The 19604-nt window shown below is 69.1% G+C and carries 23 protein-coding genes; 15 read left to right on the top strand and 8 right to left on the bottom strand.

Annotated features, from left to right (window positions below):
* The first annotated feature begins 108 nt into the window (after positions 1-108).
* The 3 genes from BM228_RS34800 (at position 109) to BM228_RS23370 (ending at position 2186) form a co-directional block, all read left to right on the top strand.
* A complete protein-coding gene (locus BM228_RS34800) occupies positions 109-249 on the top strand; it encodes a hypothetical protein (RefSeq protein ID WP_167367799.1) in 141 nt (46 codons plus the stop codon).
* A gap of 142 nt (positions 250-391) precedes the next feature.
* Positions 392-1657 carry a sulfite dehydrogenase gene (soxC, locus tag BM228_RS23375; RefSeq protein WP_092044369.1) on the top strand — a complete coding sequence of 422 codons (1266 nt, stop codon included), beginning with the start codon at positions 392-394 and terminating at the stop codon, positions 1655-1657.
* Positions 1644-2186 carry a c-type cytochrome gene (locus BM228_RS23370; RefSeq protein WP_092044367.1) on the top strand — a complete coding sequence of 181 codons (543 nt, stop codon included), beginning with the start codon at positions 1644-1646 and terminating at the stop codon, positions 2184-2186. The genes soxC and BM228_RS23370 overlap by 14 nt, the downstream gene beginning before the upstream one ends.
* A gap of 49 nt (positions 2187-2235) precedes the next feature.
* Here BM228_RS23370 and BM228_RS23365 read toward each other — a convergent pair whose 3' ends face one another.
* Positions 2236-3198 carry a sulfonate ABC transporter substrate-binding protein gene (locus tag BM228_RS23365; RefSeq protein WP_092044366.1) on the bottom strand — a complete coding sequence of 321 codons (963 nt, stop codon included), beginning with the start codon at positions 3196-3198 and terminating at the stop codon, positions 2236-2238.
* Positions 3195-3740, bottom strand: coding sequence for an OsmC family protein (locus BM228_RS23360; protein ID WP_092044364.1), 546 nt, complete (start codon positions 3738-3740; stop codon positions 3195-3197). Before BM228_RS23360 ends, BM228_RS23365 begins: the two co-directional genes overlap by 4 nt.
* Positions 3741-4218: 478 nt before the next feature.
* Between BM228_RS23360 and BM228_RS23355 the strand changes: the two genes are divergently transcribed.
* The 3 genes from BM228_RS23355 to BM228_RS23350 are packed head-to-tail and all read left to right on the top strand — an operon-like array spanning position 4219 to position 6342.
* Positions 4219-5541, top strand: a complete 1323-nt coding sequence (locus BM228_RS23355; RefSeq protein WP_092044363.1) for an O-acetylhomoserine aminocarboxypropyltransferase/cysteine synthase family protein — start codon at positions 4219-4221, stop codon at positions 5539-5541.
* A gap of 2 nt (positions 5542-5543) precedes the next feature.
* Entirely contained in the window at positions 5544-5735 is a 192-nt protein-coding gene (locus tag BM228_RS33980; RefSeq protein ID WP_139234171.1) for a hypothetical protein, read from the top strand.
* Entirely contained in the window at positions 5728-6342 is a 615-nt protein-coding gene (locus tag BM228_RS23350; protein ID WP_092044361.1) for a beta-class carbonic anhydrase, read from the top strand. The genes BM228_RS33980 and BM228_RS23350 overlap by 8 nt, the downstream gene beginning before the upstream one ends.
* 299 nt (positions 6343-6641) lie before the next feature.
* Here BM228_RS23350 and BM228_RS23345 read toward each other — a convergent pair whose 3' ends face one another.
* Complete coding sequence (locus BM228_RS23345; RefSeq protein ID WP_092044360.1) at positions 6642-6914, bottom strand: hypothetical protein; 273 nt, start codon at positions 6912-6914, stop codon at positions 6642-6644.
* A gap of 100 nt (positions 6915-7014) precedes the next feature.
* A complete protein-coding gene (locus BM228_RS23340) occupies positions 7015-7302 on the bottom strand; it encodes a hypothetical protein (protein WP_092044358.1) in 288 nt (95 codons plus the stop codon).
* A 147-nt stretch (positions 7303-7449) separates the two neighbouring features.
* Here BM228_RS23340 and BM228_RS23335 point away from each other — a divergent pair, with 147 nt between their 5' ends.
* The 4 genes from BM228_RS23335 (at position 7450) to BM228_RS23320 (ending at position 9959) form a co-directional block, all read left to right on the top strand.
* Entirely contained in the window at positions 7450-7671 is a 222-nt protein-coding gene (locus BM228_RS23335) for a hypothetical protein (protein ID WP_092044428.1), read from the top strand.
* Between the two features lie 27 nt (positions 7672-7698).
* Complete coding sequence (locus tag BM228_RS23330) at positions 7699-8187, top strand: CinA family protein (protein WP_092044357.1); 489 nt, start codon at positions 7699-7701, stop codon at positions 8185-8187.
* Positions 8188-8272: 85 nt separating this feature from the next.
* Positions 8273-9037, top strand: coding sequence for a histidine phosphatase family protein (locus BM228_RS23325; protein ID WP_092044355.1), 765 nt, complete (start codon positions 8273-8275; stop codon positions 9035-9037).
* 37 nt (positions 9038-9074) lie between these two features.
* A complete protein-coding gene (locus tag BM228_RS23320) occupies positions 9075-9959 on the top strand; it encodes an NAD(P)H-hydrate dehydratase (protein WP_092044354.1) in 885 nt (294 codons plus the stop codon).
* Between the two features lie 134 nt (positions 9960-10093).
* Here the strand turns inward: BM228_RS23320 and BM228_RS23315 are convergent, their stop codons facing one another.
* The 4 genes from BM228_RS23315 to BM228_RS23300 form a co-directional block, all read right to left on the bottom strand.
* The gene (locus tag BM228_RS23315; protein ID WP_092044352.1) at positions 10094-11845 is read right to left on the bottom strand and encodes an ABC transporter ATP-binding protein; all 1752 of its coding nucleotides are present in this window, start codon (positions 11843-11845) and stop codon (positions 10094-10096) included.
* A 9-nt stretch (positions 11846-11854) separates the two neighbouring features.
* Positions 11855-12559 (bottom strand): siderophore-iron reductase FhuF, encoded by a 705-nt coding sequence (fhuF, locus tag BM228_RS23310; protein ID WP_092044351.1) that lies wholly within the window; start codon positions 12557-12559, stop codon positions 11855-11857.
* Positions 12556-13815, bottom strand: coding sequence for an MFS transporter (locus tag BM228_RS23305; protein ID WP_092044426.1), 1260 nt, complete (start codon positions 13813-13815; stop codon positions 12556-12558). Before BM228_RS23305 ends, fhuF begins: the two co-directional genes overlap by 4 nt.
* 404 nt (positions 13816-14219) lie before the next feature.
* Complete coding sequence (locus BM228_RS23300; RefSeq protein ID WP_208612083.1) at positions 14220-14972, bottom strand: L,D-transpeptidase; 753 nt, start codon at positions 14970-14972, stop codon at positions 14220-14222.
* Between the two features lie 287 nt (positions 14973-15259).
* On the opposite strand from BM228_RS23300, the gene BM228_RS23295 reads away from it, so the two are divergent.
* The 5 genes from BM228_RS23295 (at position 15260) to BM228_RS23275 (ending at position 19546) form a co-directional block, all read left to right on the top strand.
* A complete protein-coding gene (locus BM228_RS23295) occupies positions 15260-15976 on the top strand; it encodes a protein phosphatase CheZ (RefSeq protein WP_092044349.1) in 717 nt (238 codons plus the stop codon).
* 80 nt (positions 15977-16056) lie between these two features.
* Complete coding sequence (gene uvrC, locus BM228_RS23290; protein WP_092044347.1) at positions 16057-18123, top strand: excinuclease ABC subunit UvrC; 2067 nt, start codon at positions 16057-16059, stop codon at positions 18121-18123.
* Between the two features lie 73 nt (positions 18124-18196).
* Entirely contained in the window at positions 18197-18796 is a 600-nt protein-coding gene (pgsA, locus tag BM228_RS23285) for a CDP-diacylglycerol--glycerol-3-phosphate 3-phosphatidyltransferase (RefSeq protein WP_167367801.1), read from the top strand.
* A gap of 38 nt (positions 18797-18834) precedes the next feature.
* Positions 18835-19086: a molybdopterin converting factor subunit 1 gene (gene moaD, locus BM228_RS23280; protein ID WP_092044344.1), complete on the top strand. Its 252-nt coding sequence runs from the start codon at positions 18835-18837 to the stop codon at positions 19084-19086.
* Positions 19087-19315: 229 nt separating this feature from the next.
* Positions 19316-19546, top strand: a complete 231-nt coding sequence (locus tag BM228_RS23275; RefSeq protein WP_092044343.1) for a hypothetical protein — start codon at positions 19316-19318, stop codon at positions 19544-19546.
* Positions 19547-19604 lie beyond the last annotated feature (58 nt).

Raw genomic sequence — 19604 nt, 5'->3', positions numbered from 1 at the left:
GCGCCGCGGCCAACCCATTCGAGGAAGCCCGGCTTTCTGTCGGCTTCGACCGAGATGGGGCAGCCGACTCTTGAACCCGAAAAAACGGAGAGCAAAGAAGATTTGACCATGACCATGAGAGACGACATCCAGGATTACGAGTTTCTGCACGCCGTCGATGCGCCGTTGTCGAGCGAGGAAAGCCGGATGCGGACCTACATCGTCGCAAGCGCTCTCCTGATCTGCTTGATCGGGTGGGTGCTACACTGATGGCGATTATGTCCGGGCACATGGGCTCCGCGCGGCTGGACGGCCCCGGGTCAGGTATCGCCCGCGCGGGCCTTCGACCGTGTCGCGAGTGTAGAATCTCGGTCGCCCACGAAGGCGGCCCGCCAGTTCGGAACGCGATGCGATGAGCCGGGACGATCCCAAAAAGAACCCGTCCGCGCGGCGGCGCTTCCTCGCTCAAGGCGCGGCCGCGGCGGCGGGCATCCTGGCGGGAGGCAGTGCCCCAGGTCGCGGCCAGGCCGACGAGGCGGCGCCCCCCGGCATCCCCGACTGGACGAAAACCCCGGGCGCCGATGTCGGCAGCCAGACCTACGGCCAGCCCTCGCGCTTCGAGAGCGGCCTCATCCGCAACGTGCCGAAGGGCCTCAAGCAGTACATCTCGGCCTCGAGCCGCACGCCGTTGCAGGATCTCGACGGCATCCTCACGCCCAACGGCCTGTTCTACGAGCGCCACCACGGCGGCATCCCGGATATCGATCCCGCCCGGCACCGGCTGCTGGTCCACGGGCTGGTGGAGATGCCCCTGGTCCTGACCCTGGACGACATCCGCCGCTTCCCGTCGGAGTCTCGCATCCACTTCCTCGAATGCTCCGGCAATCCGAGCTACGATGTGATCAAGAAAGGCCGGACCGCGTCGGATCTGGTCGGCCTCGTCAGTTGCGCCGAATGGACCGGCGTCCGCCTCGCGACGGTCCTGCGGGAAGCCGGACTCAAGCCCGACGCCCGATGGGTCGTGGCCGAGGGCGCCGATGCCGCCGCCATGACCCGCAGCATCCCGATCGAGAAATGTCTGGACGACGCACTGCTGGTCTACAGCCAGAACGGCGAGCGGCTGCGCCCGCAGCAGGGCTATCCCCTGCGGGTGCTCCTGCCCGGGTTCGAAGGCAACATGAGCGTGAAGTGGCTGCGGCGGCTGAACGTCACGACCGAGCCGGCCTTCTCCCGCGAAGAGACGGCGAAATACACCGACCTGATGCCGGATGGGACGGCGCGGCAATTCACGTTCGTCATGGAGGCGAAGTCGATCATCACGCGGCCCTCCGGCACGCAGCGGATCGTCCCGGGCTTTCATGAGATCACGGGTCTCGCCTGGACCGGCCGCGGCAAGATCCGCGGGGTGCAAGTCTCGGTCGATTCCGGAAAGACCTGGCAGGATGCCTCCCTGCAGGAGCCGGTCCTGACCCGGGCGCTGACGCGCTTCCGTCTCCCCTGGAAATGGGACGGGCAGCCGACGACCATCGCGAGCCGGGCGATCGACGAGACCGGCTATGTCCAGCCGAGCTTCGAGGACCTCACCGCGGTGCGCGGCCTCAATTCCTTCTACCACAACAACGCGGTCGTGCCCTGGCACATCGCCGAGAGCGGCGAGGTCGCCAATGGCTACGCATAGGGTTGCGGCGCTGGTCGGCACCGCGCTTTGTGTCGGGATCGCCGGGATCGCCCATTCCGCCGAGCGCTTCGGGATCGGCCGGCCGGCGACCGAGGCGGAGATCGCCGCCTGGAACATCGATATCGACCGCGACGGCCGAAAACTGCCGCTGGGCAGCGGCAGCGTCGCCCAAGGGCGAGCCGTGTTCGAGTCGCAATGCGCCTCCTGCCACGGAAGCCGCGGCGAAGGCGGGACCGGCGACAGGCTGGCCGGCGGCCAGGGAACGCTGGCCACGGCCAAGCCGGTCCGAACGGTGGGCAGCTTCTGGCCGTATGCGCCGACGCTGTTCGACTATATTCGGCGCGCGATGCCGTTGAACGCGCCGCAATCGCTCAGCGCCGACGATGTCTACGCGGTCTCGGCCTATATCCTCCACCTGAACGGACTGGTTCCGGACGGAGCGACCCTCGACGCGAGATCCCTGGCGGCCATCCGCATGCCGAACCGCGATGGCTTCGTCCCGGATCCGCGGCCGGACGTGAAGCCCTGACGGGCCAACACTGGATGCTTGATTGCATCCCGTGCCGAAACCGCACCGCTCAGCTCCGCGGCGGCGTCCAGACCGCGTCGCGGACCCGGATGGCGCGCGGGATGAGGCCGAGCCTGAAGAACCGGTCGGCGGTCGTCTGTTGGCTGGCCAGAATCGCGTCGGAAAGCGGGCGCACGCCGAATTGCGTGCGGTCGGCCGCCACCTTCTGGATGGCGAAGGGAATGCCGGTCACGTCCGCCAGCGCCTGCGCCACCTGATCGCGATGGGCGTCGGCCCAATCGGCCGCCTCCGACAGCCCCGCCAGCGCGCTCGTCACCACGCCTGGATGCGCCTCGGCGAATGTCTTGTTGGCCAGGAAATACGCCGACACGTCGTGAACCTGCCCGGAGGTGGCGAGGATCCGCGTGTCGTTGCGGGCCTGCGCCAGGGCGAGATAGGGATCCCAGATCGCCCACGCCTCGACGCTGTTATTGGCGAAGGCCGAGCCGGCATCGGCGGGCAGGAGGTAAGCAGGCTTGATGTCGGAGAAGGGCAGGCCGGCCTTTTCCAAGGCGGCCACGAGCAGGTTGTGCGCGCTGGTCCCGCGGCCGACCGCAACCGTGCGGCCCTTGAGATCCGCGACCGTGTGGATCGGTGACTCCGCCTTCACGACGATCCCCTCGCCATCGCCGGAGGGTGCCGAGGCGCTGACATAGACGAGATTGCCACCGGCGGCCTGCGAGAAAATCGGCGGCGCATCGCCGGTGTAGCCGAAATCGATGCCGCCGGCATTGAGGGCTTCGAGCAGGGGCGGACCGGCCTGGAACTCGACCCATCGTACTTTCGTCCCCGCAGGGGCCAGCCGTTTCTCGATGGTGCCCTGCTGGCGCGCGACCACGATCAGGCCGACCTTCTGGTAGCCGATCCGGAATTCTTTCGGGGCGGCCTGCTCGGCCATCGCCCCGGTCATGGTCGTCAGCCCCGCCGCCAGGGCGAGAGCAAGAGCCGAGAACCGGCGTCTGGTGGTCGTCACGCGTCGTTCTCCTTCGCGGTTCGGCCCTGCACGAAGCCGCCGCTGACAGTCTGCGGCAGGCGCAGCAGGTTGAGGATCGGGCAGGCCTTCTCGACCCGCACGTGAAGCGCCTCGATCACCGCCGGTTCGGCCGGCGAGTCGATATGCACCGCGTAGGCAAGGTCCTGCGGGTGCACGGGAATGTCCTCGAAGCCGTCCGCGCCGGCGCGCGGATCGAACGTCCCGGTCACCTCGACCTCCAAGGACGTGATCGGCACCTCCTGCCAGGCCGCCTGGATCAGGATCGTGTGGGCGAGGCACGAGCCGAGGACGCCGAGTTGCAGTTCCGGCGAGCCGGGCCCGAGATCGAACCCGGCAAAGTCGGGCGCGCTGTCGGAGACGATCGCGTGCCGACGGATCCCGATCCGCCTTACACCGCTGCCGCCCTCGACCGTCGCCCGCGCGGTCAGGGGCACGGGCGCGACCTCGCCTCGCCGGATCCGGGCCTCGCGAGCCGCGAGGGCACGCCGCTTCTCGTCGAGATACGTGTCGATATCGGCCATGTATCCTGCCGTCGCGGAAGAGCGTCGAGGTCTCGGCTCAGGACATCCGAAGTCTAGGTCCAGGGCGGCGAAAAAGGTTTCTCTTGATTCGGTGCCGCCAAGGATGTCGTTCCGCGAACGGGGGCTGGCGGAAATGCATGTCTGCGCGGGCGGGCGGCCCGGGCCACGCATCAGGCGGCGCCGGTGGGAATCATCGTGGCGCAGCGGCGCTCGTCGATGACTCGCTGGAGCGGACGGTAGATCGCGGCATCACCACGGCCTAGTGCGCAAAAGACTTTCCGCGGCCGAAGCTTTCGCGCACGCCGCGTCGAAGTCCGAAAAAATCGCATTTCCAAACTCAAGCTGAGCGAGGGTTCGAATTTCCCAGACTCACTGAAAATCGATGATCTCGTTTTATTGACCCGCTCCTGTGTCGGAGGAACGATGGACTGCGCGATCCGAGCACTCTGCCGCGTCCAGATCGATCAGGAGCCGTCCCGTGCCGAGCCAGGACCTGACCCATGCCAAGCCCGAGACGCTCGCCCTTCATGCCGGCTGGCGGGCCGATCCGTCGAGCGGCTCGGTGGCGGTGCCGATCCACCAGACGACCTCGTACCAGTTCCACGACACGGACCACGCCGAGAACCTGTTCGCCCTGAAGGAGCTCGGCAACATCTACACGCGTGTCGGCAACCCAACTGTGGATGTGCTGGAGCAGCGCCTCGCGGCCCTCGAAGGCGGCGCGGCGGCGCTCGCCCTCGCCTCCGGCCAGGCGGCTTCGGCGCTGGCCGTGCAGAACCTGGCCCGGGCCGGCGACAACATCGTCTCCTCGACCGATCTCTACGGCGGCACCTGGAACCTGTTCGCCAACACCTTGTCTGAACAAGGCATCGAGGTGCGCTTCGTCGATCCCGCCGATCCGCAGGCCTTCGCCCGCGCCACAGACGAACGCACGCGGGCCTACTACGCCGAGACCCTGCCGAACCCGAAGCTGGCGGTCTTCCCGATCCGCGAGGTGGCGGAGATCGGCCGGCCGCTCGGCATCCCGCTCATCGTCGACAACACCGCCGCGCCGCTGCTGGCACGCCCATTCGACCACGGCGCGGCCATCGTGGTCTACTCGACCACCAAGTACATCGCGGGCCACGGCATCGCCATCGGCGGGGCGATCATCGACGGCGGCCGCTTCGACTGGGCCGCCCATCCGGTGCGGCAGCCCAATCTCAACACGCCGGATGCGAGCTATCACGGTGCGATCTGGACCGAGGCGGCACAGCCGATCGGGCCGGTGGCCTACGTCCTGCGCGCCCGGGTGCGGCTGCTGCGCGATCTCGGCCCGGCGGTCTCGCCGCTCAACGCCTTCCTGACGCTCCAGGGGCTGGAAACGCTGCCGCTGCGGATCGAGCGCCACAGCCGCAACGCGGAGGCGATCGCGACGTGGCTGAAGGACCGGCCGGAGGTGGTGCGGGTGATCCACTCGTCGCTCCAGACCGGCGCGGCGCGCGCCCGGGCGGATGCGGTGCTGACGGGCGGCTATGGCGGCCTCGTCGGATTCGAGCTGGCGGCGGGGCGCGCGGCGGGACGGCGCTTCATCGATGCGCTGCGGCTGTTCTACCACGTGGCCAATATCGGCGACGCGCGCAGCCTCGCGATCCATCCGGCCAGCACGACCCATTCCCAGCTCGGGCCCGAAGCGCTCAAGGCCACGGGGGTCTCGGATGGCTATGTGCGGCTCTCGGTCGGCCTGGAGCATATCGACGACCTGCTGGCCGATCTCGACCAGGCGCTGGCCGCGGCCGGCACCGTGGCGCAGGCGGCCTGACTATGACCCGGCTCCTCGCCCGCTTCGCCCGCCTCTTCCCGGGCGCCGCTCTGCCCGCTGGAGAACAGCCTGCAGCTCAGAGGCCGCCGCTCGCATTCCCGATGCTCAATGGCGGCGTTCTCACCTACGCCGACCTCGCCGCGCATCTCGTGGACCTACCCTGTCACCTGCGCGAGCGTTCGCCCCATGCCTGAACCGACCGAGCGCGAGCCGATCCGCGAGGCGGTGCTGGCCGCCAATGCGCGCTATGCCGCGGCCTTCGACAAGGGCGACCTCGCCCTCCCACCGGCTCGGCGCTTTGCCATCCTCACCTGCATGGATGCACGGCTCGACCCGGCGAAATATGCCGGCCTCGCGGAGGGCGACGCTCACGTGATCCGCAACGCGGGCGGCCGGGCCAGCGACGACGCGATCCGCTCGCTGGTGATCTCGCACAAGCTCCTCGGCACGGCGACGTGGTTCGTGATTCACCACACCAATTGCGGCATGGAGCTGTTCACCGATGCGGTGATCGGCGACCTGCTCGAGGACAACCTGGAGACCGCCCAGTTCGACGGGACGACGTGGTCGAACCCGCGCCATGGCGGCGGCTCGGCGGCCGGGCGCAGCATCGACTGGCTGACGATCCCCGACCGGTATGGCAGCGTCGCGTCCGACGTGCGCCGGATCCGCGCTCACCCGCTCGTGCCGGGCCATATCCCGATCTACGGCTTCCTGTACCACGTCGCGACGGGGCGCCTGGAGGAGATCCAGGAGGCGAGCGAAGCCGGCCGTCCGACAGCCGAGTCATCGACCGGCTAAGCGCCATCGCCGGCACCGCGTTGGACCCGCTCGACGGGGATCAGGCGCGGCGTGGGATCGATCTTCGCGGAAGCCTCTACTGCCCCTTGTCTCGGCTGGGCGGCGGCATCGGCGTCGCAGACGAGCCAACATTACTGTCCGAGCTTGGGCTTTCCTGGGTCGCCAGCGTCGGCGCAGCCGCCGAATGCTCCCAGTGGGCGAAAGCGACGCTCGCCAGAATGAGTGTGATCGCGGCTGGGAACAGGAAACGAGACATGGGCCGGCAACCGAGGCCATTGGCCTCGGTTCCGACGGTGCGGCTATCGCGCAGGCGCGGTGGTGCTGGTGCCGGCACCGACGCCGGGCCGCGCGGTGCCAGTCCCCGGTACGGTCGCGGCGCCGGCAGCACCTGTGGTCGAGCCGGTCGTCGCACCGGTCGCACCCTCATTGGCCTTCTGGCCGTTGCTCTTCACCGAGCCAGGATTGTTCATGTTGCCGGTGGCGCTGCCGCCGCCGGCCGGTTGCTGGGCGTAGGCGGTTCCGGTCAGGGCGACGGCGAGAGCGGCCGCGAGGCCGTAAGTCTTCATGCGCATGTGCGTTTCCTCAAATCGGCCCGTCTTCGGGCTCATGAGGGCAACGCGGCTGAGTGCGGTCTGTTCGTCGCGGATGTGGTGATGTTCGCGGCAGGTCCGATTACCGGCGCGGCGGATCGGTCCAGACCCGCGCGCCCGGCCCCGAGGGCCGGGTCATGTCATCGATGGTCCAGTTCGGCCGGGGCGAGGCCGCGCCGGCCGAGGCTTCCTCGTTCCGCGGCGTGATCGAGCCGGTGGTCACCGGATCCGCCCAATCCGACACGTATTCGGCGACCTGCGGCACAGGCTCCGGAAGGTTGCGCTCGTAGCCCACGACGATGGCGGTCAAGCCGGCACCGACCAGGACGAGGGCCAAACCGTCGGCGATGATCTGGCCCAGTCTCGGCATGACACCCACGCGTGTTGAGGAGCCTCCGGGCTACGAGTGTAGGGTTAATGAACCGTGGCCTCGCGCAGGGCGCGCAGCTTGAGGCGCAACGATCCGTGTCGCCGGGCGCTTACCGCCGGCGATATGATCCGATCGGAGCCGACAGCCATGGAAACCAGCGACCTGAAACAGCACCCGCCCTTCCGGGTGGTGACCTTCCGCGACGACCAGGAGGTCTTTTCGGAGGATGTCGAGACCGCGGTCGCCGCCCGGACCCGCTTCGCGTCGGCCATCGACCTGTGCCGATCGCGGGACGCGGCGCATGCGCACCGGGTCGAACTCCGCTCCGGCGGCGAGACGATCGAAACCTGGCCGCAATCCCGCGCCTAGCCGGCGCGGCACCGCGGAGGATCCATCATGCACGATCTGCTGCCGAGGGCCGCGACCCTGGGAGCGGCGCTCATCGCACGCAAAGAGACCTTGGCGGTCTCGGAATCGTCTTCCGGCGGCCTCGTGGCGGCGGCGCTCCTGTCGGTCCCCGGCGCCAGCGCGTATTTCCTCGGGGGCGCCGTGGTCTACACGGCGGCGGCCCGCGCTGCGCTCCTCGGCATCGACGAGGCCGCGATGACCGGCCTGCGCTCGGCCTCCGAAGGCTATGCGCAGCTCCTCGCCCGGACCGTCCGGGCGCGGCACGGCGCCACCTGGGGCCTCGCCGAGACCGGGGCCGCCGGCCCGAGCGGCAATCGCTACGGCGATGCGGCCGGTCATACCTGCCTAGCCGTGAGTGGGCCCGTCGAGCTGTTCCTCACCCTGGAGACCGGCAATGCGGACCGGGTCGCGAACATGCGGGCCTTCGCCGGAGGCCTGCTCGACCTGCTGGGTGAAGCCCTGGCCGTTAGGCGCTGATCGAAGGCGAACGCCTGGTCGCCGGAACGGGAATCCCGACCCGACGTTCCGACCAGTCGAGCCGACGGCCCTCCAGGAGATCTGCGTGCCCCAGAGACACCCGCTGCGCCTGTGGGTCGTGCGCCATGGCGAGAGTTCCGGCAACGTCGCCCGCGACGCCGCCCAGGCCGCGGGTGCCGCGCGCATCGACATCCCGGAACGGGACGTGGACGTACCGCTCAGCGCGCTCGGTCACCGGCAGGCGGAGGCGCTCGGACGCTGGTTCGCGAGCCTGCCCGACGACGAACGGCCGGACCTCGTCCTCGCCTCGCCCTATCGGCGCGCGGTCGAGACCGCCGAGGCGATCCGCGGGGCGGGCGGCCTCGCCTCCGGCACGCCGCGACTCCTGATCGATGAGCGCCTGCGCGAGAAAGAGTTCGGCATCCTGGACCGGCTGACCCGCGTCGGGATCGAGCAAATCCATCCCGAACAGGCCGAGCTGCGCAGCGAACTCGGCAAGTTCTACCATCGGCCGCCGGGCGGCGAGAGCTGGTGCGACGTGATCTTGCGCCTGCGCAGCGCCCTCGACACGATCGGCCTGCACCATGCCGGCCGCCGGATCCTGCTCGTCGCCCATCAGGTCGTGGTGCTGTGCCTGCGCTACCTGCTGGAGGAGATGACCGAAGCCGAGATCCTGGCCGTCGATGCCGAGGGCGACGTGCTCAATTGCGGTGTCACGGAATACGCGTTCTCGGCTTCGGCCGCCCCCGGCGGTGGGTTCGCGCTGGTCCGCTACAACTTCGTCGCACCCCTTGAGGCCGAGGGCGCCCCCGTTACCTCCGAACCAGACGCCGACGCGGCCGCGACCTGATCCGGCGCCCAGGCGGCGTGTGGCGAACGGGGAGTCCATGAGCACCGTCACGCCGATTACCGAACATGTCCTGCGGAGCATGGCTCCGCCCGAGCCGGACGGCGACAGCAAGGATGGTCGCGGCCGCATCCTCATCGTCGCCGGATGTACGAGCCTGCCGGGCGCCGTCCTGCTGGCGGCGCATGCCGCGCTCCGGGCCGGTGCCGGCAAGCTGCAGCTCGCGATCTGCCGGGACCTAGCGATCCCGATCGGGATCGCCGTGCCGGAGGCCCTGGTCGTCGGCCTGTCGCAGACGGAGGATGGCGGCATCGCCCGCACCTGCGCCGACGACCTCGCGAAACGGGCCGAGCGCGTCGATGCGGTGCTGGTCGGCCCCGGCATGTCCGAGGATGCCGATGCCGAGGGCGTGACCGGCGCCCTGGTCCGGGGGGCCGGCAAGGCCGGCCTCGTCCTCGATGCCGGCGCCCTTGCGGCGTTGCGCGCCGATCCGGACCTGACGCGCGGCCTGTCCAAGCCGGCGATCATCACCCCCCATGCCGGCGAAATGGCGCAGCTCTTGGGCGAGGAGCGCGAGGCGATCGAGGCGGATCCCCTCGCGGCGGCGCGGCGCGCGACCGAGCGTTTCGGCACGGTCACGGTGATGAAGGGCGGGTCGACCCATATCGTCTCCCCGGATGGCCGCGCCTGGTGCTACGAGGTCGGCCATGTCGGATTGGCCACTTCGGGCTCCGGCGACACGCTCGCGGGCCTCGTCGTCGGCTTGCTGGCCCGCGGCGCCGAGCCGGAAGCGGCGGCCCTGTGGAGCGTCTACACCCACGGAGAAGCCGGCCGCCGCCTCGCGCGCCGCTACGGCGGCATCGGCTTCCTGGCCCGCGAGATCCCAGGCGAGGTGCCGTTCATTCTGGCGGAAGTTCTGATGTAGCGATCGCCGGATACGGCAATCATCCTGTGCGGTCATTGCGAGCGCAGCAAAGCAACCCAGTGCCGCGTGCTACCAGAACGTCGCGGATCCCTAGGTTGCTTCGCTGCGCTCGCAATGACGGATGAGGCCGAGCCTCACTCCGCCGCGGTCGCGGACACGCCATCCTCACCCGCCGAGCCGAATTGCGCCGCGTGGAGGCGGCGATAGATGCCGCCGGCGTCGAGCAGCGCCGCGTGCCGCCCCTGCTCGACGATGCCGTCCTCGCCCAGGACGACGATGCGGTCGGCGTCGCGGATGGTCGCCAGCCGATGGGCGATGACCAGGGTCGTACGCCCCTGCGCCAGATCTGCCAGCGCCTGCTGGATCTCGCGCTCGGTCTGCGTGTCGAGGGCGGAGGTCGCCTCGTCGAGGATCAGGATCGGCGGGTTCTTGAGGAACACCCGGGCGATGGCGATGCGCTGCTTCTGCCCCCCCGACAACCGCACGCCGCGCTCGCCCACCACCGTGTCGAGCCCGGCGGGCAGGCTGTCGATGAGCGCGCCGAGCCGGGCGCGGCGGGCAGCCTGGTCGATCTCGGCCTCGGTCGCATCGAGGCGGCCATAGGCGATGTTCTCGCGGATCGTGCCGGCGAACAGGAACACGTCCTGCTGCACGATGCCGATCTGCCGCCGCAGGGACGCCAGGGTCAGGGCGCGCACGTCGATGCCATCGACCGTCACCCGGCCGGCCGCGACCTCGTAGAAGCGCGGCAGCAGCGCGCAGAGGGTGGTCTTGCCGACGCCCGAGGGGCCGACGAACGCGACCGTCTCCCCGGCCGCGATCGTCAGGTCGAGGCCGGTGAAGATCGGGCGGCCGCTCTCGTAGCCGAAGCTGACGTTCTCGAAGCGGATGTCCCCGCGCAGGGCCTGCACCTCGACCGCATCCGGACGGTCGACGATATCGGGCTCGTTGGCGAGGAGTTCCTGGTAGCGGCGGAAGCCCGCGACGCCCTTGGGATAGGTCTCGATCACCGCGCTGATCTTCTCCAGCGGGCGGTAGAAAACCCCGACCAGCAGGAGGAAACCGACGAAGCCGCCGGCCGTCAGGTCGCCGCGCACCACGAAGGCCGCGCCGCCGAGCAGCACCGCGATCTGGACGAGCCGCAAGCCGAGATAGTTGATCGACAAGCTGGCCGCCATCAGCCGGTAGGCTTCGAGCTTGGTGTCTCGGTAGCGGGCGTTGTCCCGGGCGAACAGGGCGCGTTCGTGCTGCTCGTTGGCGAAAGCCTGCACGACCCGCATCCCGCCGACATTCTCCTCGATGCGGGCATTGAAGGCGCCGACCCGGCCATACTGCGTCTGCCAATTGCGGGTCAGGCGCCCGCCGTAGCGCAGGCTCACGAAGGCGATGACCGGCAGGATCGCGCCGGTGATCAGCGCCAGGGTCGGGTGGACCCAGACCATCAGGGCGAAGGCGCCGATCAGCGTCATCACGGCGATGAACAGGTCCTCGGGGCCATGATGGGCGACCTCGCCGATCTCCTCCAGATCCTTGGTCACCCGGGCGACGAGGTGACCGGTCTTCTGCCCGTCGTAGAACCGGAACGACAGTTTCTGCAGGTGGTCGAACGCCCGGGCCCGCATTGTGGTCTCGATGTTGATGCCGAGCACGTGGCCCCAATAGGTCACCACCACCATCAGGCCGGCATTGGCCACGTAGACCAGGGCGAGGCCGCAGGCCGCCAGCACGATCAGGCTCCAATCCTGCTGCGGCAGCAGCTGGTCGACGAAGGTCTTCACCGCGATCGGGAAGCCGAGCTCCAGCAGGCCGGACAGCACGGCGCAGCCGAAATCCATCAGGAATAGCGCCCGGTGCGGCCGGTAATAAGCGAGGAAGGCCTTCAGCATGGGGGCGGATCAGCGCGCGCTGGCGCATTCGAGGGGGCAGAGCGTCCCGCAGGAGGGAACGCCGGGGAGGCGATGACGCAGGCAGCAGACGCGTCGCCGCCGGCAGCCCGACGCCTCGGCGCACAGCGCCTGCGCGAGGGGGTTCCTACCGCAGGCGAGCGCACCGCGCCATCCGAGCCGCGTCGCGGCGACCGCGCAGGTGGGCTCGTCTCCGCAACCCAACTCCCCGGCGACGTACTCGAGGATCACCGCGGCGTTGCCCCACAGGACCCGGGGGGCGATCCCGCACCGGGCGTGGCACATCTCGACGAAGGGGCGCAGATGATCCTCGACCAGCCCGGCGAGGCCGAGCGCGCAACCGGACCGGCAATCCGGGGTCTCCGCCGGCACCAGCAGGCGGGCGGGGCGTCCGGCGGCATCGAGTTCGAGGCGCGTCGTGTCGAAGGCGAGCGGCAGGGGGCGGCCGAGGCAAACCAGAGCGGTCAGGGCCGGCGTGGCGAGGGCAGCCAGATAGAACTGACTCCAGTACGAGACGAGCACGCGCCGGTCGACCGGCCCATACCCGGCCCCGAAGGCCGACAGCGTGGTGTCGAACACCACCGGGTCGCGCAGCGCCGCCACGGGCAGGGCCGAGGCATCGCCGGGGCCGACAGCGACGCCGTCCCGGTAGGCGGCTAGAGAATCGGGAACGCGCGCGGCGATTTCGGCGATCATCGGGGTTTCCCCTTATCGGCTCGCAGGGTCCGATCCACCGCGATCACGAGCCACGCCACCGCGGCCGCGTAGAGCGGCAGCGTCGCCCCGAAATAGCCCGGCCATCCGACCCACCCCGCCAGGGCGGGGGCGGCGACCCGCAGGGGCATCGCCGCGAAGAAGGCCGCACCGAACAGCAGGGCGTAATCCGTGGCCGGCCGCGGCCCCTGCGCCCAGCGGTAGATCATGTTGAATACGGGCACGCCCAGGATCCCGCCGCAGAGGAAGTTCAGGATGGTCGCGGCGACCGCAAGCTCGACGGACTCTGCGACGCAGGCTGCCGCCATCAGGCCGCCGGAGACGAGGACGCCGAACGCCCCCAGGGCGATCAGCCGCACCGTGCCGAAGCGTGCCGCGAGGCCGCCCGCGACAAGCGCCATGACCAAGTTGACCGCCGGCAGGACGGTTCCGGTCAGGAAGCCGACTTGCGCCAGCGACACGCCGAGGTCGAGCAGCGCCAGGGTGTTGGGTCCCGACAGGAGGTAGGCGGCGGCGAAATAAGCGCCGAGCACCAGAATGCGTGTCGCGAGGGCGCGCAGGCGTGCGAACGAGCCCGACCAGCGGTCCGGTGCACCGCCGACTCCATGGAGACGCGCCTCCGGGTAGAAGAGGATCGGCAGAAGACACAGGGCGTCGAGCGCCGCGCAGGCCAGGACCGCCACGCGCCATCCCAGAAGATCGTAGGACCCGACGAGCACGCCGACGCCCAGGATGCCGCCGAGGGACGCGCCACAGAGCTTGGCCGAGGCGACGAAGGCGCGCCGCTCGGCCGGCACGGTCTCGACGACCAGCGCCTCCAGCGCAATATCCATGGTGGCGACGCAGGCACAGGCTGCGATTGCCAACAGGAGCAGCGCCGGCAACGGCCAGTGCTCGCCGAAGCTCAGGGTGCCGAGCAGGAGCACCGTCATGCCCTGCGCCACCACGATCCACCCGACCCGGTGATCGAGGAACGGCATGCGGATCCGGTCGAGGGCCGCGGCCCACAGGAAGGTCAGCCCCACCGGCAGGTTGATGAGCTGCAGCAGCCCGACCTCGGCCAGTTCCAGGCCCCGGACCCGCAGGATCAGCGGCGCGCCCCCGGACAGGAAGCCGAGCGTGGCGCCGAAGGTCATGTACAGGCAGAAGAACGGCGCCAGCGGCCGGAAGCCGGACAGGGATCTGCCGACGCGCACGCCGATATCGCCGACAGCTGACCGGCTCAGCGCCTGCGGCATCGTTTGCACCGTGGCGGCGCTGGACACCCAGCCGCAATGCGGGGGCGCTCAGGTCCGGAGATATGTCGGCAGCTCCAGTTTATAATCAAACTAATTCAATATTATGCCTCTGATCATTCATTTAGCCCGCGTACAGGTCATCGATCAAGGCAAAGACGTCGGCCGATTCTTGGCAACAAGCCTACAGATTTGGGTCGGCCGTGACGCATCATCTTAGGCAAAGACGGCCTGACAGCGAGGAGCACCACGCGCCGCTCGTCTGCGAACAGCCGCAAAAGGGCCGAAGACGTTCGATGGCCTTCGGACCGATATGGCGGCGGCAGAGGGCGTTGAGGCAGAAGCCCGTCGCGGTTCGCGCCGCGCAGGGCGGAGGTCGAGGATGGAAACGCCGATCCGATCGGCTCTCAAAGAACCTCGACGCGGGTTCCCACCGGGACGCGGTCGTAGAGGTCCACCACATCCTCGTTCATCATCCGGATGCAGCCCGAGGAGACCGATTGGCCGATCGTCCCCGGCTCGTTGGTGCCGTGGATGCGGTAGAGCGATGAGCCGAGATAGAGGGCGCGGGCGCCCAGCGGGTTGTCCGGGCCGCCCGCCATGTGTCGTGGCAGATCGGGCCGGCGGGCGAGCATCTCGGCGGGCGGGATCCAGTCCGGCCATTCGGCCTTGCGGCTGACGGTCTTGAGGCCGCTCCAGGCGAAGCCCGGACGGCCGACCCCGATGCCGTAGCGCAACGCCCGCTGCCCGGGCTGCACGAGATAGAGGTGCTTGGCCGCGGTATCGATCACGATGGTCCCGGGGCGTTGCGGCCCGGCGAACGCCACCTCTTGGCGGCGGTATTCCGGACCGACCTCCCGGGCGATGCGGGCCGGATCCGCCTGCGGCACGCCGTAGGCCTGTTGTGGCGGAACGGCCTGGAGCGGCTCCGGCTCGGCGGGCAGCAGCTCGCCGGAATACGCCGCGACCCGCTGCGGAGCCGTTGCGCGCTGCGGCCAGCCGCGGCCCCTTCCCCCGGCTTGCCCGGTCATCAGATACTCGATCAGGCCGCCGCCATAGCCGCCGCTTTCGGCATAACGCGCCTGCTGCGCGACCGCGGGGACGCACAACGGCCCCGAGACCACGATTGCACAGAGACCAAGACGGACCGAACCACGCATCGTCGGACGCTCCCGCGGGGGGCACAGGCCCCGATTCGCGAACGATCCGTCGGCGAGCGGCCATTCCGATGAATCAACATGGTGAATCACGCCGGGTGTCCGTCGCTCTCCCCGACCGCGCGTGATTAGCGTGAATCGCTAGTAAATCACCGCGTGCCACAACCACCGATAGGTCAAACGTCCGGCCCGCGTAGAAATCGACGGCCAGGGAGCTTGGCAGTCACAGTCCGCTAACCGATTGTGGTAGAGAGTTCGTATCACAGATCCTGAAGGCTCACGCCCCGACGATGACCCAGAAGCGCTATCGCATTGAAGACAGCCTCGGGCTTCCCGCGGTTTTGCCCACTGCCCCGAGTCCGGAGGTCTCAAATGAGCGGCTGGATCAAATCCTGAACGCGATCCTGGACCTGCGCCGCATCACCCAGATGAGCGCGGACGAGACGATCGAGACCTGCCGGCGGGAGCTGCACGACGCCCTGGCGATGCGCTCCGAACTCGACCTGATGAAGGAGGCGATCACCCGGACCAAGTCGGAACTGGCGACGCTCCACCGCTCGGAGAACAGCGGCAAGGGCATGCGCCGGGCGGCGGACGAGCTCGACGCCGTGGTCGAATCGACCGAGCGCGCCACGACGCAGCTGCTCAACGCGGTCGAGGAGATCGAGACGAATGCCGGCATGCTGTACACGGCGAATCTGCCGCCGGGCATGAAGCAGCATGTCGACATCATCCAGGAGCGGGTGATCTCGGCCTACGAGGCCTGCAACTTCCAGGATCTGACCGGCCAGCGGATCAACAAGATCGTCGGGGTGATGAAGTTCATCGAGGAGCACCTCGATCGGCTGATCACGGCCTGGACGCAGCTGGACAGCTTCCGCGATCTCATCACCGTCATGCCGGTCCCGACCGCGCTTGACGACGAGAGCAGCCTGCTCAACGGGCCGAAGCTCGACGACGATCCGGGGCACGTCGACCAGAACGACATCGACTCGCTGTTCGACTGATTCGGCCCGGCGGGGTCGGCGCGGCAATTTTGTCGGCCGACCCGGTCCCCCTCGGGGCCAGGAACGCTTAGATCTGCGGTATGAACCGCAGAGCCCTCTCAGACCTGCCCCCCGACACCTTCGACGACGGCCGCGACGCCGAGCGGGACGAGAGCGCCGACGAGCCCGAGGCCGGGCTTTCCGGCGAGGATTCGCCCGAGATCGATTTCGACTTCGAGCCGGGGGCGGTCCTGGCCGGCACCGAGGTGATCCGGCGCTTCTGGTCGACGCTGCCGAACTCCCCCGGCGTCTACCGGATGTTCGATCATCGCGGCGACGTCCTCTATGTTGGCAAAGCCAAGAACCTGAAAGCGCGCGTCGGCTCCTACGCACGGGGCCAGGCGCATTCGAACCGCATCGCCCGGATGATCTCCCAGACGGCGGCGATGGAGTTCGTCACCACCGCCACCGAGACCGAGGCGCTGCTCCTCGAAGCCAACCTGATCAAGCAGTTGAAGCCCCGCTTCAACGTGCTGATGCGGGACGACAAGTCCTTCCCCTACATCCTGGTCACCGCCGACGGCCCGGCGCCGCAGATCGTGAAGCACCGGGGCGCGCGGCGCCGGAAGGGCAATTACTACGGCCCCTTCGCCAGCGTCTGGGCGGTCAACCGCACGGTGAACGCCCTCCAGCGCGCCTTCCTGCTGCGCACCTGCACCGACAGCTATTACGAGAACCGCAGCCGGCCCTGCCTGCTGTTCCAGATCAAGCGCTGCTCCGGCCCCTGCACGGGCGAGATCGGGACCGACGATTACGCCGCGATGGCGGATGCGGCGCGCGCGTTCCTCGCGGGCAAGTCCAACGCAGTGAAGGACCGGATGCGCGCCGAGATGCAGGAGGCGTCCGAGGCGATGGAGTTCGAGCGCGCCGCCCGCTACCGGGACCGGATCGCGGCGCTCTCGGCGATCCAGGGCGTTCAGGGCGTCAACACGCAGGGCGTCGAGGAGGCCGACGTGTTCGCCCTCGACGAGCAGGCCGGGCAGTTCTGCATCGAGGTGTTCTTCTTCCGGAACTTCCAGAACTGGGGCAACCGCGCCTACTTTCCGAAGGCCGACCGGTCGATGACCCCGGAGGAAGTGCTCGGCTCGTTCATCAGCCAGTTCTACGACGACAAGCCCGCGCCCCGCACGGTGCTGACCAGCCACCCGATCGAGGATGCCGAGCTGGTCGCCGCCGCCCTGTCGAGCCGGGTCGATTACCGGGTCGAGATCCACAAACCGAGCCGCAGCGAGCGGAAGAATCTCGTCGAGTATGCCCAGCGCAACGCCAAGGAAGCGCTGGCCCGGCGGCTCGCCGACACCGCCTCGCAGGGCAAGCTGCTGACGGCCCTGGGCCAGGCCTTCGGCATGGACCGGACGCCGCGGCGGATCGAGGTCTACGACAACTCGCACATCATGGGCACGAACGCGGTGGGCGGGATGATCGTCGCGGGCCCGACCGGGTTCATGAAGACGCATTACCGCACGTTCAACATCAAATCGGAGGAACTCACCCCGGGGGACGATTACGGCATGATGCGCGAAGTCCTGCAGCGCCGCTTCAAGCGCCTCGTCAAGGAAGCGCCGCGCACCGAGCGCGAGGCCGCCGTCGCGGCCGCCGAAGGCGTGGAGGCGCAACCGGTCCCGGCGCCCGCCGAGGATAGCGAGGCGTTTCCCGCCTGGCCGGATCTGGTGCTGATCGACGGCGGCAAGGGCCAGCTCGATGCCGCCCGCACGGCGCTCGACGAGATCGGCGTGACCGACGTCCCGCTGGTTGGCATCGCCAAGGGTCGCGACCGGGACGCCGGGCGCGAGACGTTTTTCGTGCCGGGCCGGCCGCCGTTCAAGCTTCCACCGCGCGACCCGACCCTCTACTTCGTGCAGCGGCTGCGCGACGAGGCCCACCGCTTCGCCATCGGCAGCCACAGGGCCAAGCGCAAGCGTGAGATGATCAAGAATCCCCTGGACGAGATCGCCGGCATCGGCCCCAGCCGCAAGCGCGCGCTGCTGCACCATTTCGGGACCGTGAAGGCGATCGAGCGGGCCGCCTTCGAGGATCTGGCCAAAACCCCCGGGGTGAACGCCGCGACCGCCCGCGCCGTCTACGATTTCTTCCATGCCGGCGCCTGAGGATCCCGCCGTCTCGGCCGCGCCCGCGGTCGAGACGTTGACGCCCGGGCCAAGCTCTGATTTCACCCCCGCGATGAACGCCGTCCTTCCCCGACGCCGGTCGCCGGCCTGGACGCTCGCGAATTGCCTGACCTACGGGCGGCTCGCCGCGGTGCCGGTGATGGTCGCCTTGCTGTTCTGGCCCGACTCGCACACCGCGCGTTGGACGGCGCTGGGCGTGTTCGTGGCGGCCGCGATCACCGATTACCTCGACGGCTATGTCGCGCGGACCTACCACCAGAGTTCCGCGCTCGGCCGGATGCTCGACCCGATCGCCGACAAGCTGCTGGTCTCGGCCTGCCTGCTGATGCTCGCCGCGGACCACACCATCGTCGGCTCGTCGATCTGGGCGGCGATCGTGATCCTGTGCCGGGAGGTGCTGGTCTCCGGCCTGCGCGAGTATCTCGCCGAGTTGAAGGTCGGCGTGCCGGTCAGCAAGATCGCCAAGTGGAAGACGACGGTGCAGCTCGTCGCCATCGGCTTCCTGGTGGCCGGGCCCGCGGGTGAGCGGGTGCTGCCCGGCACCGAGCCGATCGGCCTCGCCCTGCTGTGGCTTGCCGCCGCCCTCACGATCTGGACCGGCTGGGACTACATGAGGGCCGGGATCAAGCACGTAATCGACGATCCGCGCTGAGAGCGCGGGCGGCGATCCCTTTCCGGCACGGTGACGCGATGAAGCTCGTCTATTTCGCCTGGGTCCGCGAGCGGATCGGCCGCGCCGAGGAAGAGCTGGCGCCGCCGCCGGAGGTCGCCACCGTCACCGATCTGGTCGGCTGGCTGCGCGGGCGCGGCGAGGAATACGCCTACGCCTTCGAGGATCCGGGGGTGGTCCGCGCCGCCATCGACCGAACCCATGCCAAGCCGGACGCGCAGATCGCGGGCGCCAGCGAGATCGCGTTCTTCCCGCCGATGACCGGCGGCTGAGCCGTCCGGATCTCGGCACGTAGTCCGCCGCTCTTGAAAGAAGGGCAGTCCCGAGGTCTTTGACGGCGTCGCTCCGGCCGTGTTCCAGGCCGAACGGCGCGTGGGCCGAGCCGCGTTCGCTTACGGGTTCGGCCCGCTTTTTTGCATAGTGTCCAACGATCAGAAATTGCGGAACGCTCAAGCTGGCGCCGCCGTTACTCGGGACCGAAATCGGACCCGGAGTCCTTGCATGCGCACCACCCTCCTCGCGGCCGCCGCCCTGCTCAGCCTCGGCGCCGCCGCCCAAGCTCAAACCACCGTGATCGAGCGCGACCGGCCCGCCGTGGTGGTCGACCGTCCGGCCACCGAGTCGAAGTCCGTCACCGTCCACGATCACGGCGACGGCTGCGTCACCAAGACGGTGCGCAAGGAAAACGAGACGGGGGATTCCAAGACCGTGAAGAAGGAGACCTGCGACTGACGCAGGCTTCGGTTCCGTGTGATCGCCGGCTGAAGCAGTAAGCTTCCCGTCGAAGCCG

Source organism: Methylobacterium pseudosasicola (assembly GCF_900114535.1).
Lineage (GTDB): Bacteria > Pseudomonadota > Alphaproteobacteria > Rhizobiales > Beijerinckiaceae > Methylobacterium > Methylobacterium pseudosasicola.
The sequence above is the reverse complement of the archived record's forward strand: the minus strand, read 5'-3'. Positions and strand labels throughout refer to the sequence as shown.

Excerpts from the sequence above, each read along its gene's own strand:
- BM228_RS23340 (WP_092044358.1), bottom strand. The coding sequence starts at position 7,302 with ATGCCGAGACTGGGCCAGATCATCGCCGACGGTTTGGCCCTCGTCCTG.
- uvrC (WP_092044347.1), top strand. The coding sequence starts at position 16,057 with ATGAACCGCAGAGCCCTCTCAGACCTGCCCCCCGACACCTTCGACGAC.
- BM228_RS23370 (WP_092044367.1), top strand. The coding sequence starts at position 1,644 with ATGGCTACGCATAGGGTTGCGGCGCTGGTCGGCACCGCGCTTTGTGTC.
- BM228_RS23315 (WP_092044352.1), bottom strand. The coding sequence starts at position 11,845 with ATGCTGAAGGCCTTCCTCGCTTATTACCGGCCGCACCGGGCGCTATTC.
- moaD (WP_092044344.1), top strand. The coding sequence starts at position 18,835 with ATGAAGCTCGTCTATTTCGCCTGGGTCCGCGAGCGGATCGGCCGCGCC.
- BM228_RS23295 (WP_092044349.1), top strand. The coding sequence starts at position 15,260 with ATGACCCAGAAGCGCTATCGCATTGAAGACAGCCTCGGGCTTCCCGCG.
- pgsA (WP_167367801.1), top strand. The coding sequence starts at position 18,197 with ATGAACGCCGTCCTTCCCCGACGCCGGTCGCCGGCCTGGACGCTCGCG.
- BM228_RS34800 (WP_167367799.1), top strand. The coding sequence starts at position 109 with ATGACCATGAGAGACGACATCCAGGATTACGAGTTTCTGCACGCCGTC.
- BM228_RS23350 (WP_092044361.1), top strand. The coding sequence starts at position 5,728 with ATGCCTGAACCGACCGAGCGCGAGCCGATCCGCGAGGCGGTGCTGGCC.
- soxC (WP_092044369.1), top strand. The coding sequence starts at position 392 with ATGAGCCGGGACGATCCCAAAAAGAACCCGTCCGCGCGGCGGCGCTTC.
- BM228_RS23300 (WP_208612083.1), bottom strand. The coding sequence starts at position 14,972 with ATGCGTGGTTCGGTCCGTCTTGGTCTCTGTGCAATCGTGGTCTCGGGG.
- BM228_RS23305 (WP_092044426.1), bottom strand. The coding sequence starts at position 13,815 with ATGCCGCAGGCGCTGAGCCGGTCAGCTGTCGGCGATATCGGCGTGCGC.
- BM228_RS23275 (WP_092044343.1), top strand. The coding sequence starts at position 19,316 with ATGCGCACCACCCTCCTCGCGGCCGCCGCCCTGCTCAGCCTCGGCGCC.
- BM228_RS33980 (WP_139234171.1), top strand. The coding sequence starts at position 5,544 with ATGACCCGGCTCCTCGCCCGCTTCGCCCGCCTCTTCCCGGGCGCCGCT.
- BM228_RS23330 (WP_092044357.1), top strand. The coding sequence starts at position 7,699 with ATGCACGATCTGCTGCCGAGGGCCGCGACCCTGGGAGCGGCGCTCATC.
- fhuF (WP_092044351.1), bottom strand. The coding sequence starts at position 12,559 with ATGATCGCCGAAATCGCCGCGCGCGTTCCCGATTCTCTAGCCGCCTAC.
- BM228_RS23345 (WP_092044360.1), bottom strand. The coding sequence starts at position 6,914 with ATGCGCATGAAGACTTACGGCCTCGCGGCCGCTCTCGCCGTCGCCCTG.
- BM228_RS23335 (WP_092044428.1), top strand. The coding sequence starts at position 7,450 with ATGGAAACCAGCGACCTGAAACAGCACCCGCCCTTCCGGGTGGTGACC.
- BM228_RS23320 (WP_092044354.1), top strand. The coding sequence starts at position 9,075 with ATGAGCACCGTCACGCCGATTACCGAACATGTCCTGCGGAGCATGGCT.
- BM228_RS23360 (WP_092044364.1), bottom strand. The coding sequence starts at position 3,740 with ATGGCCGATATCGACACGTATCTCGACGAGAAGCGGCGTGCCCTCGCG.